This window comes from Croceicoccus ponticola (genome assembly GCF_004004515.1).
Lineage (GTDB): Bacteria > Pseudomonadota > Alphaproteobacteria > Sphingomonadales > Sphingomonadaceae > Croceicoccus > Croceicoccus ponticola.
In genome coordinates, this window is the sequence record NZ_RXOL01000003.1 from 53,959 (window position 1) to 68,565 (window position 14,607).

Consider the following 14,607-nt stretch of genomic DNA (forward strand, 5'->3'; position numbering starts at 1 on the left):
AAACGACATCATGTCTTCGGTGGCCCTTGCGGGCCGCCCGAAGGCATGTGCGCATGGTCACAGCGGCCGCAGGTCGTAGCGGCCGATCAGGCCGTCCTTCATTTCGAACCACACCATGAAATGATGGTCCGGGCCCGGTCCCTCCACCGCGCCGAGGAACGCGCCCCTGTTCCCTTCCATCACCATGTCGCGCACGTGGTGTGTGATCCCGGCGTCTTTCAACTGATCGACACGCGCGCTCAACAGTGCGTGCACCGCGTCGCGGCCATGGATGCGGCTCGGCTCTCCGCGGGCGAATTCGTGGTGCGCCCAGACTTGCGCGTGGCTCCATTCGACGTCCGGGTGAAACGCGGTCACGGCGATGTCCATGTCGCCCTTGTCGACGTGGCCGTAATAGATGTCCTGAAACAGGTGGTGGGCGCGCGCCTTGTCGCCGGTCTGGTCGGGCATCGTTTCGGTCATGCAAACTCCTGCGGTTTGGAAATACGGATCTGGGCCGGATTGATGAGGCCGTGGCGCCCCTTGTCCAGCGTCATGGCAAAGGCCTGCGGCAGCGCCTCGATCCCGTCGAGCGTGCAGCCGATCAGCGGGTCGAGCTCGATCCGCCCGCTGGCGACAAGCGCGACCGTTCGTTCGAACAACGATCGGGTCAGCACGGCGGGAAAACAGAACCGGATGCTGCGAAACCGGAAATCGGCATAGGGCAGCACCGCCGCCTCTCCGTCGAAGGCGAGGCCGACGATGCGTGCTTCGTCTCGTGCCATGCGAGCCGCCTGGATCATCGTCTCGTTTCCTGCCAGCCCGCGCGAAACCGGCCCGCCTGCGCATTCGAACACGATATCGGCGCCGCAGCCACCCGTCAGTTCCAGCACTGCCGCGACAGGGTCGGTTGCGCGCGCATCGACGACCGCGTCCGCGCCTAGTCGCAACGCCATGTGCAGCGCTTCGGGCCTGCGTCCCACCGCAATGGTACGGCCCGCACCGGCGGCGCGAACAGCCTGAAGGCAGCCGAATCCCATTGCACCCAGACCGATTACGACCGCCGTATCGTCCAGCGTCGGGGCCGCGGCATGGGCAGCGGCGACGCAATCGGTCAGCGCCTGAATCGATGCGCCGGCACTGTCGCTGACAGATGGCGGCAGCTTGGCCAGCAGGGTTTCGGGAAACACGCCCTGTTCGGCAAAGGCGCCGGGATAATCGAACCCGACGATACCTTCGGGATGGGAACCGCGTGCGCAGACGCGATCGCCGACCGCAAGGCTGGTGACGCCCTCGCCCAGTTCCACGACCTGTGCCGAAAATTCATGGCCGAAAATCGGGACCGGCCCTTCGCCAAGCCGCCGCGCGATGATGTCGTGGCCATAAGTGCGCTCACCCTGAAACAGCAGGATTTCGGTAATGCTCGGCTGCGCGGTCAGGACCTTCGCCCGCACCCAGCCCGGTTTCGGGCGCGGGTCGGGCCGCTCTTCCAGACGCATGTCGCCATAGCCATGGGTTATCCATGCACGCATCGCCATCCTCTCGTCTCTACGACTTTCCGCCCCGGCTCGAACCTACCCTTCGGTAGCACGCTTCCTGCACGGTTTCGCCAATTGCCTGAAACATAGCCGTGAATCGCGGCGGTGGAAATCGCCCGCGCACAACCTATCTCGGACCCTTCTCTCTCACCGATACGGATATGCACCCATGACCGATGCCTACACCCCACCCGAAATCTGGACATGGGACGATCAGGATGGGGGTGAATGGACTTCGATCAACCGGCCCTTTGCGGGCGCACGGACTGAAAAGACGATGCCGGTGGGGGACCATCCGTTCCAGCTCTATTCGCTGGGCACGCCCAACGGGCAGAAGGTGACGATCCTGTTCGAGGAACTGCTCGCCGCTGGGCACGACGCCGAATACGACGCGTGGAAGATCGATATTGGAGAGTTGGATCAGTTTTCGTCGGGTTTTGTCGAGATCAATCCGAACTCCAAGATCCCGGCGCTGGTCGATCGCAGCGGGTCCGAACCGTTCCGTGTATTCGAATCGGGGGCGATCCTGATGCACCTGGCTGAAAAGTTCGGCGCGTTCCTGCCGTCGTCTAGTCCCGCGCGGGCCGAATGCCTCAGCTGGCTGATGTGGCAAATGGGCAGCGCGCCATTCCTTGGCGGCGGGTTCGGGCATTTCTTCTCTTATGCCCCCTATCCCATGGAATATCCGATCGACCGGTACGCAATGGAAGTGAAGCGCCAGCTCGACGTGCTGGACAAGCAGCTGGCGACCCGCGAATTCGTCGCGGGCGACGATTACACCATCGCCGATATCGCCATCTGGCCGTGGTATGGCAGGCTTGCGCTCGACCAGTCCTATGCCAATGCGGGCACGTTCCTTCAGGTCAAGGACTACGGCAAACTGCAACGCTGGGCACAAACCGTGGGCAAGCGCCCGGCGGTATTGCGCGGGACAAAAGTGAACGCGCGCGACGGCATCCCCGAACGTCACAGCGCAGAGGATGTCGACGCGTTCTTTGCGTGATCCTGTCCGAATAGGCAGGTCCCGAAAGCCTGGATTTGACCCGAAGGGCCCGGCTCGTCATGAAGTCGGCAAGGACTTTGGGTCGGGGCGCTTTCGGGGATTGCGATGCTAAGCTGGATCGGGCTGATCGGTGGCCTTGCGCTGCTGATCTGGATGACTGTCAGGGGGATCAACATCCTCATCGCCGGGCCGGTGGCCGCTTTGGTCGTGGCGCTGACCGCCGGGCTCCCGCTGTTGCCGCCGCTCGCTGCGATGCTGCCTGACGGGACGGCCGCGCCCGATTTCGCCACCAGCTACATGGCGGGATTCTCCTCGTTTCTCGCCGACTGGTTCCTGATGTTCCTGTTGGGCGCGATATTCGGCGAGGTCATGGCCGCATCGGGCGCGGCCGCGTCGGTTGCGCGGTTCATCACGCAAAAGCTGGGCAGCAAATACGCGCTTGCCGCCACGGTATTGGCCTGCGCGGTGCTGACTTATGGCGGGGTCAGCGTCTTCATCGTTGCGTTTTCGGTCTATGGCCTCGCCGTCGAACTTTTCCGCGAAGCGAACCTGCCCCGGCGGTTCATTCCCGGCGCGCTGGCGTTCGGTTCGGTCACCTTCACGATGACGAGCGCCGGATCGCCCGAGATCCAGAACCTCATCCCCATGCCCTATCTTGGCACTACGGCCTATGCCGCGTGGGAGGTGAGCATGGTCGTGGCGCTGTTCATGGCGACATTGGGCTACATCTTCATTTCGCGGATGGTGAAAAACGCGGTGCTGGCCGGCGAAGGGTTCGACACGCGCGAATCGGACGAACGGTTCGAAATCGACACCACCTTGCCCTCGCCATTGCTGGCGATATCGCCGCTGGCGGGTGTGCTCGGCGTGTTCCTCGTGTCGCAGTCGCTGGGCAAATGGGCACTGGTGCTGGCGCTGGGTTCGGGCGTGGCACTGGCCTGCATGGTGGGGTGGAGTGAGCGGGGAAGGTTTGCCGCGACGTTTTCGCGCGGGGCGACTGGCGCGGTCGTGGCGATCACGAACACCTGTGCGGTCGTCGGGTTCGGTTCGGTGGCGAAGCTTTCGCCCGCCTTCATGCAGGCTCTCGACGCAGTGCAGGCCATTCCCGGCAGCCCGCTGATCGGCGCGGCCATCGCGGTGACGGTGATCGCGGGGCTGACCGGCAGCGCTTCGGGTGGGCAGACGATCGCCTTGCCGCTGATCGCGCCGCACTATCTCGATGCTGGCGCCGATCCGCAGGAACTGCACCGCATCGTCGCCATCGCGTCCGGCGCGCTCGATAGCCTGCCGCACAACGGCTATGTCGTCACCACAATCCGCGCGGTGTGCGGCGAAACCCACCAGGCCGCGTACAAGGCGGTGGCGGCAACGACGGTGGTCGTGCCGGCGCTGGGCACGATCTTGGCGCTGGTGCTGTTCTCGATCTTCTAGCGACGGCAGGCCACCGTTACAGCCGCGGCAGCGTGACCCCGCGCTGCCCCATGTACTTGCCCGCGCGATCGGCATAAGTCGTCTCGCACGGTTCGTTGCCTTTGAGGAACAGGAACTGGCACGCGCCTTCGTTGGCATAGATGCGCGCCGGAAGCGGGGTGGTGTTCGAAAATTCCAGCGTAACATGCCCTTCCCAGCCGGGTTCGAGCGGGGTGACGTTCACGATGATGCCGCACCGGGCATATGTGCTCTTGCCAAGGCAGATGACCAGCACGTCATTGGGCACGCGGAAGTATTCGACCGTGCGGGCCAGCGCGAAACTGTTGGGCGGGATGATGCAACAGTCGGTCTTGCGATCGACGAACGAATTAGCCGCGAAATCCTTCGGATCGACGATAGCGCTGTCGACGTTAGTGAAAATCTTGAATTCGTCGGCAACCCGCGCGTCATAGCCATAGGACGACAGGCCATAGGATATGCACCCGTCGCGGCGCTGCGCCTCTACGAAAGGCTCGATCATCGCTTCGGTCTGCGCCTTTTCGCGAATCCACTTGTCCGAAAGAATCGCCATAACCGCCCTCGTCTCCTCAACAGCGTGGTCCTTGCCCGTTCGCGGCGTCGTCCGGCAAGGGGCGAACGGTAACCGCCGGTGGATTAAGGGCGCACGGCGATCCACGCGACAGGCCCTGCGACAGGGGCGATGCGCAGGGCCGAATTGGCCGTCCACATCTCCCACGGCCGTCCGGCATAGTCCGGCTGAAGCCAGTCCCGCGCCAGCCACAGCCGCCGTTCCGACCGCGCGCCGAAATGATAGGCATCCTCGAACGCCGCCGACGGGGCGAGTATCGCGCGCTTGCCCGCGTGCATCTCGATCTGGTTCAGAAAAACGACCAGTTCGGATTCCAGCTCCTCGGCTCGGACGCGCGGTCGGCAATTCTCGCCCGATCCGCGCAAGATCACGGCCGGGGCCAGCAGGTCGCCATCCCTTGGCACCATCGTGACGAAATTGGCCGACTGGCGATCCGCGCCGATGCAGGGATCGTAAACATGCACCGCGCCCGCCTGCATCCCGGCTGCGCGCGCGCGCTCCACCGTGTCGACGAAGCGCGCGTTGTGCCCCTTCGCCCCGATGCTGGCGGTGACATAGGCAAAGCTTGCGCCATCGCCCGGCAGTTCGGAGATGGACACCGCGCTTTCGTCCCCAGTCAGCCAGACGCCCTGCACCGGCATTTCGGTGCGATCGGGGCGCCAGTGCGACAGTTTCCACCACAGCCCGCCCGCGATGCCCAGAACCAGCACCAAGGCCACCAGCCACAGACCGGGCCTGTGCTTGAACAAGTCGCGCAACATCGGTTCAGCCCCGGATGTGGAGGACGCAGATCAGCGTGAACAGCCGACGGGCGGTGGCGAAATCGGTGTCGACCTTGCCTTCCAGCCGTTCGAGCAGCAGTTCCGCCGCGTTGTTGTGCACTCCGCGCCGAGCCATATCGATCGTCTCGATCTCCTGCGGGCTCGCCTTGCGGATGGCCTGGTAATAGCTGTCGCAGATCGCGAAATACTCGCGAATCGGGCGGCGGAACCGCGCAAGGCCCAGCACCAGCACTTCGAGCGGGGCGCCGTGCTCGTCGGCGATCTCGATCGACAGCCTGCCGTCCACCACCGACAGGCGCAGTTTGTACGGTCCTTCGTTGCCGGCTTCGAACGAGCGAAGCGGCTTGAACGTGTTTTCCTCGATCAGGTCGAAGATCGCGATCCGCCGCTCCTGCTCGATATCGGGATTGCGCCACAGTATCGTCGCATCGTCCAGCGAGATGTCCATGATGCGGGGATCGGTCATTGCACGGCCAGCCATCGCAAATGCCGCGCTGCGGCACAAGCGGGCATTGGTCTCAATCGCGTTTGCCCGGGCCGAGCACTAGTCGGGCAAGGTCGGCGGGCGTGTTGACGTTCGCAGGCGGTATGGCGAGTTCGACCAGCCGCGCACCGGTCCGTTCGGCGAAATGCAGCATCGAACGCCGCTCTCCGCCGGTCAGGATCGTTTCGATCACTGGCAGAGCCGCAACCGGCCACAAGCCGACGACCGGCTGCGCGGCAAGGCACGCAGGCGCGGGCGACAGAATGACCCGCAGGTCATCGGGCAGCCCTATGCTGTCGACGCCGATGGCAAGGACAGCCGCAAAGCCGCCATCGCGCGCATGGCGCAACGCCCCCGCCAGTCCGCCGAGCGGGCCGAGCCCCGGTTCCGGCCAGTCGGCGACACCGGATGCGCCATCATCGCCCCGCCCTGCCACGACGACGGCGGCACAATGCCGAGCCAGAACTCCGACAGCACGGGACAGCAGGGTCTCCCCGTCCAGCAGCGCCAGCGCCTTGTCGCTGCCGAACCGCCGCGATTCGCCACCCGCCAACACGCAGCCCAGCAGCGGTCCATCCGTGGTCAATGTTCCGTTCACCGTCTTAATCCCTCGAATATTGCGGGTTTGCAGTGATCGCGTGTTGACGCGGGGGGCGCGCTTGCGTCAATCGGGTTCAGGCGTCGATCCGGGGGGAACCGATGCGGGGGATCACCATAGAAAGGTAGCGTTCCAAAGGCCATGTGGCGGCTATACCAGTTCCCGCTCTGCCCGTTCAGTCGCAAGCTTCGCCTGTTGCTTGCGGAAAAAGGCGTGCCTTTCGAACTCGTGCGTGAAAACCCGTGGGAAATGCGCGACGAATTCTTCCTGATGAACCCGACCGGCCGCACGCCCGCGATGCGCGAACCGGACAAGAACATCACCCTGTCGGACAGCCGCGCCATCGCCGAATATTTTGAAGAGACGGTGCCGAAAAACCCGATGATCAATGGGACGGCATCGAACCGGGCGGAAATTCGCCGGCTGGTGGCGCTGTTCGACGAAAACTTCTTTGGCGACGTGACCGGGCCGCTGCTGATGGAACGCTATACCAAGCGCGTCGTCACGCGTCAGGCTCCCAACTCTCAGGTGCTGCGCAGCGCCATGCGGTTGGCGGACGATCATCTCGACTACATCGACTATCTGATCGACCATCGCCCGTGGCTGGCGGGGTCGACGATGACGCTGGCCGACCTGACCGCCGCGGCGCAGATTTCGGTGGCAGACTACCTTGGCGGCATCAACTGGCAGGGCCACGAACAGGCGCGCGGCTGGTATTCGGTGTTCAAAAGCCGTCCCAGCTTCCAGCCTTTGCTGGCAGACCGGATGGAGGGCGTTGCACCGCCCAAACATTACGCCGACGTCAACGCCTGACGCCCCCAATCCGCGCCCCCATGAATTACGCGGACGGATTGGGCGCGGATTTTCGTTCAGGCACGCTTTTCGTGAAACCGCCCATGTTTGCGATACTGCACCATCCAGTCGTCGAGGAACAAGCCGATGGGCTTTGCCGCGATGCCAAGCTGCGCGAGCCCGGCATACTGGCCGCTGGCGACGTTTCCTTGAGATAGCATCGCGTACTGGTCCCCGGTGATCGGCGCACCCGGCAGCCAGCCGGTGAATGATGCAATGGCACGCCCCAGGAAGTCGGGCAACGGCAGGAACGCGCGGTTGCGATCCTGCGCCGCGGCGATACGCTCGTTCAGTTCCAGCATCGTGACCGTTTCCGGCCCGGCCAGTTCGTAAGTCTTGCCCGCCAGCGCACTGTTTTCGAGCACGGCGACGATCGCGGCCGAAACGTCATCGACGAAAACCGGTTGCAACTTCGCGGTGGGCGCAAACACCGGCAATGCGGGCAACATCGAAATCAGGCGGCCGAACATGTTCAGGAACTCGTCCTCTTCGCCAAAGATTATCGATGGCCGCAGGATGGTCGCGCCGGGAAATGCCTTGGCCACGGCGATTTCGCCTGCGCCTTTGCTGCGCTGATAGGCGACTTCGGATTCAGGGTTCGCGCCGATCGCGGATACGTGCACGAAAGCGGTCGCCCCGGCCTGCTTGGCCAGTTCCGCCACGCGCCCGGCACCCCTGCCCTGCACCGCATCAAGATCGCCGTCGAACGCCCCGACCAGATTCACGACCGCATCCGCACCAGCGACGGCAGCCGCGACGCTGCCAGGCTTGCGAACGTCGGTCCGCACAAATTGCAACTGGCCCAGGTTGGCGAGCGGCTTCAGATGCCAGCTCTTGTCCGGATTACGGCTCGCCACGCGAAGCCGCGCGCCGCGCGCCAGCAATTCCTGCGCGACGTGGGTACCAAGAAACCCGCTCCCGCCGATGAGAGTGACAAGCTTTCCGGCCAATGCAGAGGACGCCATGTCCTGCCCTTTCTTCAAACCCAAACCCGGTTCCCGGGCGCCCGTAAAGGCGGCCTGCGCTTTGGCACGCCGCCTGCGATCCTGCAACCTGTCGAATGGCCCGGCTTTTGGCGCGTCTCGCGGACCTGAAACGCCATTGACACCATCCAGTCCCCCGTCTAGTGGCGCCCACCTACCCGCAACGGCGAAACACTGTCGCCGCTGCTCCGGTGCCCAGATGGCGGAATTGGTAGACGCACCAGCTTCAGGTGCTGGCGCTCGCAAGGGCGTGGAGGTTCGAGTCCTCTTCTGGGCACCATACACTCCCTAAGCCCCTGAAATAAGAAAAGTTTCAGGTTTTCAGCCATTTGTAAACGCTCTTGTCGTACACACACTCGTACACAGGATCGACAAATGGAAGTGGTATTGATGTTCCTTCAGTGTGACATAAAGAGTGGCATATTGAGCTATCGACGACGGTTCCCAACGGACCTCGTAAGGCACATTCCGAGCAAAAGTCCCGATGGGCGAGGGCGTACCGAATTGAAGGTCTCGCTGCGCGTTTCGGACATGAACTCCCCAGGCGCGATGGACAGCTATCAGGCCATCGAGCGCGAATATGAAGACATCGTCCGCGCTGCACGCAAGCTGGCAACTGGAACCTATGACCGGCTGGATGAGCCGATGATCGCCTTCCTGGCTGAGAAGTATCGGGTGCAGGAGCTAAAAGATGACGAGGATCGTCGTTGGGACCCGAAGGCGAAGGCCCGGGGTGAGATGGTCACTACGGCTGCTGAGGGCGCTGGCTATAGCTTCTCCAATGCAAATCCGAGCGCGAGGTGGTCACAAGGCGTGCGCCTAGCGATTGAGGCTGCGTTGGATGTGTATCGGTCCTTCCGGGCCAATGGCGACCTTGAGGGGCTCGTAGACGCCTGGAGCGAGCATGCCTTTAGCTTGGCTTCTGATGCGGGCTATATCATCGCCGTAGACGATCCCTTCCTTGCGAAGCTCTGCAAGGCATTAAACGACGCTGCGATTGCAGCCCATGAGGCTCAACTGCTCCGTTTTGAGGGCGGTGCTTTCCCGACGCCGCCTGCACCTGAGCCTACGAAAATGGCCAGAGGATCGGCTTTAAAGCAGATCGGCATCATGGATTTGTATGAGCGATATGCGGCCCAGCCCGACCGCCATCCGAAAACAATGGCCCAGTGGCGACCCTATATAAGACGTCTCGCTGAGTTCATTGGCGATGACAATGTGCTTGCCATCGAGCACGACGACATCGTGGCCTGGCGCAACCATCTGCGCGACGAGGCGACATATCGAGGCAAACGCCTCAGCGCCAAGACGATCAACGGGAGTTACCTCGGTGCGGCGAGCGCTCTCTTCGCTTGGGCCAAGGGGGACGGACTAATTCCACGAAACCCAATGCTTGAGGTCACTAAGGTCAAACTTCCGGCGAAAGCTGTCACCCGCAGTAAGGCCTTCACGACAGAGGAGGCCCATATGATCCTGAGGGCCTCGTTAGAGCCATCGGTTTCGCCAGAAGGCGTGCATCTTAGGAATGCGAAACGATGGTGCACTTGGTTGATGGCCTACTCAGGTGCCCGCGTGAACGAAATCACGCAGCTTCGGAAGGAAGACATCTTCGTCAAGGATGGCGTCAATGTCATGCGGATCACTCCAGATGCAGGGACTGTCAAATCGAAAGCGCTCCGCGTGGTTCCACTGCATAGTCACCTAATTGAGCAGGACTTTCTTGAGTTTGTGGCAAGCCGACCTGAAGGACCTCTTTTCTACGACCCAGCGAAGCGCCGAAGTGACCACGCGATCAACCGTCAATCTAACAGGCTCGGGTCTAAGTTGGCCGCTTGGGTGCGGTCATTGGGCATCGATGGAGTGAAGCCGAACCATGCTTGGCGCCACCTCTTCATAAGCCAAGCGTCCAGGCACCAGATTGACCCCAGGGTAACCAGAGCGATCACAGGTCATTCACTCTCGGATGCCCACAGCGAATATGACCATGTCAATGAACATGCAGATGTGCTGTCTCGCGAATTAGAGAAGATGCCGCGCTTTCTTGAACTTACGACTGTTTGAGCTGGACGGCACGCCGAGACCAAGTAATGTCCGCCCCTAATAATTGATACTAAAGGGAGTTATTAGTGGCCGTCAATCTTCAGGACCTCTCCCGTCGCCTATTCCAGGCTGCCAACCAGCTCTGGACCAACACGGCGCTGAGACCTGACCAGTACGCCCTGCAGGTGCTCGCGCTCAGAACTTCTCGTGCTCGACAACCTGCTAGCCCACCGGGTCGCAGTTTGAAGCTGATTGAATCGAAGATCGTGGGGATCCGGCGTGTTTCTTGAAGATCTCCAGGCTCGTCCTTTGAACCTCGCCATTGACGGACTTACTCCAAGGGGTCTTCATCTCGGCAAGGGCGACCTCGGACTCGAAATCGTGGTGCTCGAATCGGGCGGCCGACCCAACGCAGGCAAGCTGGTCGAAGCTTGGAAGGGCCGCCGTGGCAGCCGGGCCTGCCCGGTGCTTGTCGTGGCTCTCCATCAAGACAGTGCCTCTATCGCAGGCCCCACGGGCGAGGACTTGCCCGTTCACCACGACCTCGATCCCTACGTCGTGGAAAGGCTCTGCAAGGTTGCACTCGATCTTCCTGATCGCCACGCAGCCCTGCAGTTTCTGGCCAACGCGCTTCCCTCCCTGGAAACCGCGGTCCCGGGCCTGCGCAACCAGGGACTGTTCGCCCTTCATGAGCTGACCGTCGATGCACCGCGCCAGCCGGACTGGATGGCTGCCGTGCAGCGTGGCCGGAGCATGATCGGCGCGGAAGGCCAGCAGCTCCTAATGCAGCTCGGCTTCGCAGCCGACCGGATCGACAACTTGACCCAGGTGCTGAAGGCGAAGGACCGGCGCGTCGCTCTTGCCATCCTGCTCGACAAATCCGACGTTCCCGAGGCCGCAACCGCCCGCTATGGCAACCTGTCTCCCGTCTCTTACGCCCTCCACAAGGCTGACCAACAGAGCCTCGACTGGGTTGTGACCGTCCAGGGAGATCGGCTGCGCCTCTACCCCGCCAAGGGGGGCAAAGGGGTCGGTCGACGGGGCCGGGCAGAGACCTACCTTGAGCTGCAGACCTCGCTCCTCTCCGAGACACATGCCGGCTACCTGCCTCTCCTCTTCTCATCAGATGCCCTTTTGCCTGATGGGTCGGTCGACAAGTTGCTGGAGGCTTCCGCTCGCTTCGCCTCTGAGCTCGCCAAGGGCCTCCGCGACCGCATTTACACCAGTGTCGTCCCGAGGCTGGCTGAGGGCGTCGCCCGCGCCCGGAATCTGCAGCGGCCGACCGCCGAGGACCTTGATCTCACCTATCGCATGGCGCTCACGCTTCTCTTCCGGCTGCTCTTCATCGCCTATGCCGAAGACCGCGACCTGCTGCCCTATCGCCTGTCGGAACAGTATCGCCGAGCCTCGTTGAAGCAGCTTGCCCAGGACCTTGGTGCTGCCTGGGCCGACCGAACGCCCGTGGGCGATGGTTCAGGGTATTGGGCGCGGGTCAAGTTGATCTGCGACGCAATTGAGAAGGGTGATCCCCGGCTGTCGGTGCCAGCCTACAACGGCGGCCTGTTCACCACTGACCCTCAGGTCAGCCGCGCGGGGGCAACGCTCGACGGCATCACGCTTGCGGATTCGGTCTTTGAGCCAGCCCTTAGGGACCTGCTGCTGGCGCAGGAGGAAGGCGGGCTACAGCCGGTCGACTTCCGTTCGCTTGGCGTGCGCGAGTTCGGCACCATATACGAGGGCCTCCTGGAGTCGGAACTATCCGTTGCAGAGCAAGATCTCGCTGTAGACGCCCAGGGCAACTATATCCCGGCCCGGGGCAGCCAACCGCTGGTGGTGCGGCATGGCGAGGTCTATCTCCATAATCGGTCCGGTGCCCGTAAGTCCTCTGGCAGCTACTTCACCAAGAGTTTCGCTGTCGAGCACCTCCTGGATCGGGCGCTTGTGCCGGCGCTTAATGAGCATCTCAACCGGGTACGGGCCCTCCCGGAGATGGACGCGGCGGAAGCTTTCTTCGACTTCCGGGTGGCAGACATCGCAATGGGGTCGGCCCACTTCCTGGTGGCGGCGATCGACCGGATCGAGAAGGCCTTCACAGGCTATCTGGCGGTGCCTGACGCCCCAGGGTCGGCCGGGATACGACGCCAGCTGCATGACCTTAAGCAGGCGGCCCGGGCCTCTCTGGGGGAGATCGCGGCCGATCAGATGCCGTTCGAGGACAGTCAGTTGTTGCGGCGCCTGATCGCCCGGCGTTGCATCTATGGCGTCGACATGAACCCCATGGCCGTCGACCTCGCGCGGCTGGGCATCTGGATCCACACCTTCGTACCGGGCCTGCCGTTGAGCGTGCTCGACCACAATCTGGTGCTGGGCAACGCGCTGGTAGGCGTGGGGACCATCCAGGAGATCCGGGACGCCATCGAGGCCGAGGGGGTCGGACTGTTTAACGTCAACGCGGACAAGCTGCTGAGCGCCGCGGCCCGTCCTCTCCAGCGCATGGCCAACAGCGCAGACGCAACGCTTGCCGAGGTGAAGCAGGCTCGAGAGGCTATGGCGGAGGCTAAGGCCGCCGTCGCGGAAGCCAAGGCGCTCTGCGACCTGGTGACTGCGCGGGATCTGGTAGAGCCTGATGACCGGGTGCAGTTCGAGGCAATCGAGGACAGCTGGGGACGGCTGGAGCATCTGCCTGAGACCCGCGCGGCTCGGGAGGTCCTCGATGGCCTCAGGCCCTTCCACTTTCCCGTCGCTTTCCCTGAGGTCTTCCTGCGGCCGCGAGCCGGCTTTGACGTGTTGCTGGGCAACCCGCCGTGGAAGGAGGCCACCCTTGAAGATCATGCGTTCTGGGCGAGGCACTTCCCCGGCCTCAGGGGGATGGCTGCAGCACAGATGGAGCAGGAGCGGGAGCGTCTGAGAGCAGCCCGGCCCGACTTGCAGCGCCTGCTTGAGAGGGAAATGGGCACCGTTGCCAAGTTCAGGCGAGCTCTTACCTCTGGCGCCTATCCGGGCATGGGAACGGGCGACCCCGACACTTACAAGGCTTTTTGCTGGCGGTTCTGGAACCTGACGGTCGCCGCGGGGGGGTATATCGGCATCGTGCTTCCGCGCAGCGCATTCTCGGCCAAGGGCTCAGAGAAGTTCAGACTGCAGATGTTCGAAGCCTCATCATCGGTCGACATCTGCATGGTCCATAACAAAGCGGGATGGGTGTTTGATGAGGCAGAACATCGCTACACTATGGCCTTCGCAGCCATCACCCGCGGCGAGCCTGAAGGCTATGCGGTGACCTTGCGAGGTCCCTATTCAGACATGGAGCGGTACAAGGTCGGGATTGAAGGCGTCGGCGCCGATTACACTGTAGCCGACATACTCTCCTGGAACGATACGGCCTCGCTGCCCCTTCTGCCGACTGACGCATCATTGAGTGTGTTCGCCCAGTTGCGTAAGGCGCCGCGGCTGGATTTGAACGATGGGCTCAGCTGGCGGGCGCGACCTGATGGAGAAATGCACGCAACGGCTCAGAAGCCACTGATGGACCAGTCGGGAACCACTCCCGAGGGCTATTGGCCGGTCTTTAAGGGGGAGAGCTTCGAGCACTGGAACCCCGATCGTGGCTCAGATTACTACTACGCCTGGGCGGACCCGGGACCTGCGTTGGCCTGGCTGCAACAAAAGCGCTCAAGGGCTCGGAAGGGCAGCGCTCATGCAGAGTTCTCGCGCTCATGGCGGGCCGATCCGAGAAACCTCCCGCCGAACAGGGCGCGGATCATTTTCCGCGACATTGCTCGCTCGACAGACACCCGGACGCTTATTGCGGCACTTGCGCCGCCAAGGGTCTTTCTAACCAACAAGGCGCCATATCTCCTCTGGCCAAGAGGCGACGAGCAAGACCAAGCCTATCTCCTCGGAGTCATGTCCTCGAGATCGCTCGATTGGTACGCTCGGCGCTTTGTCGAAATCGGGATGAACTTCTACATCTTCAACCCCTTCCCGGTACCGCGGCCCAGTCGGGAGCACCCGCTCTGGCAGCGATGCGTGGCTATTGCGGGAAGGCTTGCTTGCCCCGACGACCGCTTCGTCGATTGGGCGGCAGCAGTCGGCGTCGAGGTCGGTCCGTTGTCGACCGAAGAAAAGAAGGTCATGACCGACGAGCTCGATGCAGTGGTCGCCCACCTCTACGGGCTGACCGCGGATCAACTATCCCACATATTCGAATCCTTCCATGAAGGGTGGGATTACGCCCCGCGGTTGGCTGCCGTGATGCGCCACTACGAGGCCCATTCGCGGGCCGCCGCTGCCAATCGCCATCTGATCCCGCACCTGGTGGACTGACG

Annotated in this window: 12 protein-coding genes and 1 tRNA gene; 6 read left to right on the plus strand and 7 right to left on the minus strand. The window is 62.8% G+C overall.

Annotation, left to right across the window (positions count from 1 at the left end):
- Positions 1 to 57 precede the first annotated feature (57 nt).
- Together EKN06_RS08270 and EKN06_RS08275 are read right to left on the minus strand one after the other, a co-directional pair.
- Complete coding sequence (locus EKN06_RS08270; protein WP_127612446.1) at positions 58 to 462, minus strand: nuclear transport factor 2 family protein; 405 nt, start codon at positions 460 to 462, stop codon at positions 58 to 60.
- Positions 459 to 1,517 (minus strand): zinc-dependent alcohol dehydrogenase, encoded by a 1,059-nt coding sequence (locus EKN06_RS08275; protein ID WP_127612447.1) that lies wholly within the window; start codon positions 1,515 to 1,517, stop codon positions 459 to 461. The genes EKN06_RS08270 and EKN06_RS08275 overlap by 4 nt, the downstream gene beginning before the upstream one ends.
- A 169-nt stretch (positions 1,518 to 1,686) precedes the next feature.
- Between EKN06_RS08275 and yghU the strand changes: the two genes are divergently transcribed.
- A complete protein-coding gene (gene yghU, locus EKN06_RS08280; protein ID WP_127612448.1) occupies positions 1,687 to 2,520 on the plus strand; it encodes a glutathione-dependent disulfide-bond oxidoreductase in 834 nt (277 codons plus the stop codon).
- Between the two features lie 105 nt (positions 2,521 to 2,625).
- Positions 2,626 to 3,951 (plus strand): GntP family permease, encoded by a 1,326-nt coding sequence (locus tag EKN06_RS08285; protein WP_127612449.1) that lies wholly within the window; start codon positions 2,626 to 2,628, stop codon positions 3,949 to 3,951.
- A gap of 16 nt (positions 3,952 to 3,967) precedes the next feature.
- Here EKN06_RS08285 and dcd read toward each other — a convergent pair whose 3' ends face one another.
- The 4 genes from dcd to mobA all read right to left on the minus strand — a co-directional run bounded on the left by dcd (position 3,968) and on the right by mobA (position 6,404).
- Complete coding sequence (gene dcd, locus EKN06_RS08290) at positions 3,968 to 4,522, minus strand: dCTP deaminase (RefSeq protein ID WP_127612450.1); 555 nt, start codon at positions 4,520 to 4,522, stop codon at positions 3,968 to 3,970.
- Between the two features lie 83 nt (positions 4,523 to 4,605).
- Positions 4,606 to 5,301: a glycoside hydrolase family 25 protein gene (locus tag EKN06_RS08295; RefSeq protein ID WP_127612451.1), complete on the minus strand. Its 696-nt coding sequence runs from the start codon at positions 5,299 to 5,301 to the stop codon at positions 4,606 to 4,608.
- A gap of 4 nt (positions 5,302 to 5,305) precedes the next feature.
- Positions 5,306 to 5,788 carry a UPF0262 family protein gene (locus EKN06_RS08300; protein WP_127612452.1) on the minus strand — a complete coding sequence of 161 codons (483 nt, stop codon included), beginning with the start codon at positions 5,786 to 5,788 and terminating at the stop codon, positions 5,306 to 5,308.
- Positions 5,789 to 5,840: 52 nt separating this feature from the next.
- Complete coding sequence (mobA, locus tag EKN06_RS08305; protein ID WP_240654692.1) at positions 5,841 to 6,404, minus strand: molybdenum cofactor guanylyltransferase; 564 nt, start codon at positions 6,402 to 6,404, stop codon at positions 5,841 to 5,843.
- 141 nt (positions 6,405 to 6,545) lie between these two features.
- Here mobA and EKN06_RS08310 point away from each other — a divergent pair, with 141 nt between their 5' ends.
- Positions 6,546 to 7,217 carry a glutathione S-transferase family protein gene (locus tag EKN06_RS08310; RefSeq protein ID WP_127612453.1) on the plus strand — a complete coding sequence of 224 codons (672 nt, stop codon included), beginning with the start codon at positions 6,546 to 6,548 and terminating at the stop codon, positions 7,215 to 7,217.
- 56 nt (positions 7,218 to 7,273) lie between these two features.
- Here EKN06_RS08310 and EKN06_RS08315 read toward each other — a convergent pair whose 3' ends face one another.
- Positions 7,274 to 8,221 (minus strand): complex I NDUFA9 subunit family protein, encoded by a 948-nt coding sequence (locus EKN06_RS08315; protein WP_127612454.1) that lies wholly within the window; start codon positions 8,219 to 8,221, stop codon positions 7,274 to 7,276.
- 211 nt (positions 8,222 to 8,432) lie between these two features.
- Between EKN06_RS08315 and EKN06_RS08320 the strand changes: the two genes are divergently transcribed.
- The 3 genes from EKN06_RS08320 to EKN06_RS08330 all read left to right on the plus strand — a co-directional run bounded on the left by EKN06_RS08320 (position 8,433) and on the right by EKN06_RS08330 (position 14,605).
- A tRNA-Leu gene (locus EKN06_RS08320) sits at positions 8,433 to 8,519 on the plus strand.
- A 224-nt stretch (positions 8,520 to 8,743) separates the two neighbouring features.
- Positions 8,744 to 10,300, plus strand: a complete 1,557-nt coding sequence (locus EKN06_RS08325) for a tyrosine-type recombinase/integrase (protein WP_164843998.1) — start codon at positions 8,744 to 8,746, stop codon at positions 10,298 to 10,300.
- Between the two features lie 258 nt (positions 10,301 to 10,558).
- Positions 10,559 to 14,605: an Eco57I restriction-modification methylase domain-containing protein gene (locus EKN06_RS08330; RefSeq protein ID WP_127612456.1), complete on the plus strand. Its 4,047-nt coding sequence runs from the start codon at positions 10,559 to 10,561 to the stop codon at positions 14,603 to 14,605.
- Positions 14,606 to 14,607 lie beyond the last annotated feature (2 nt).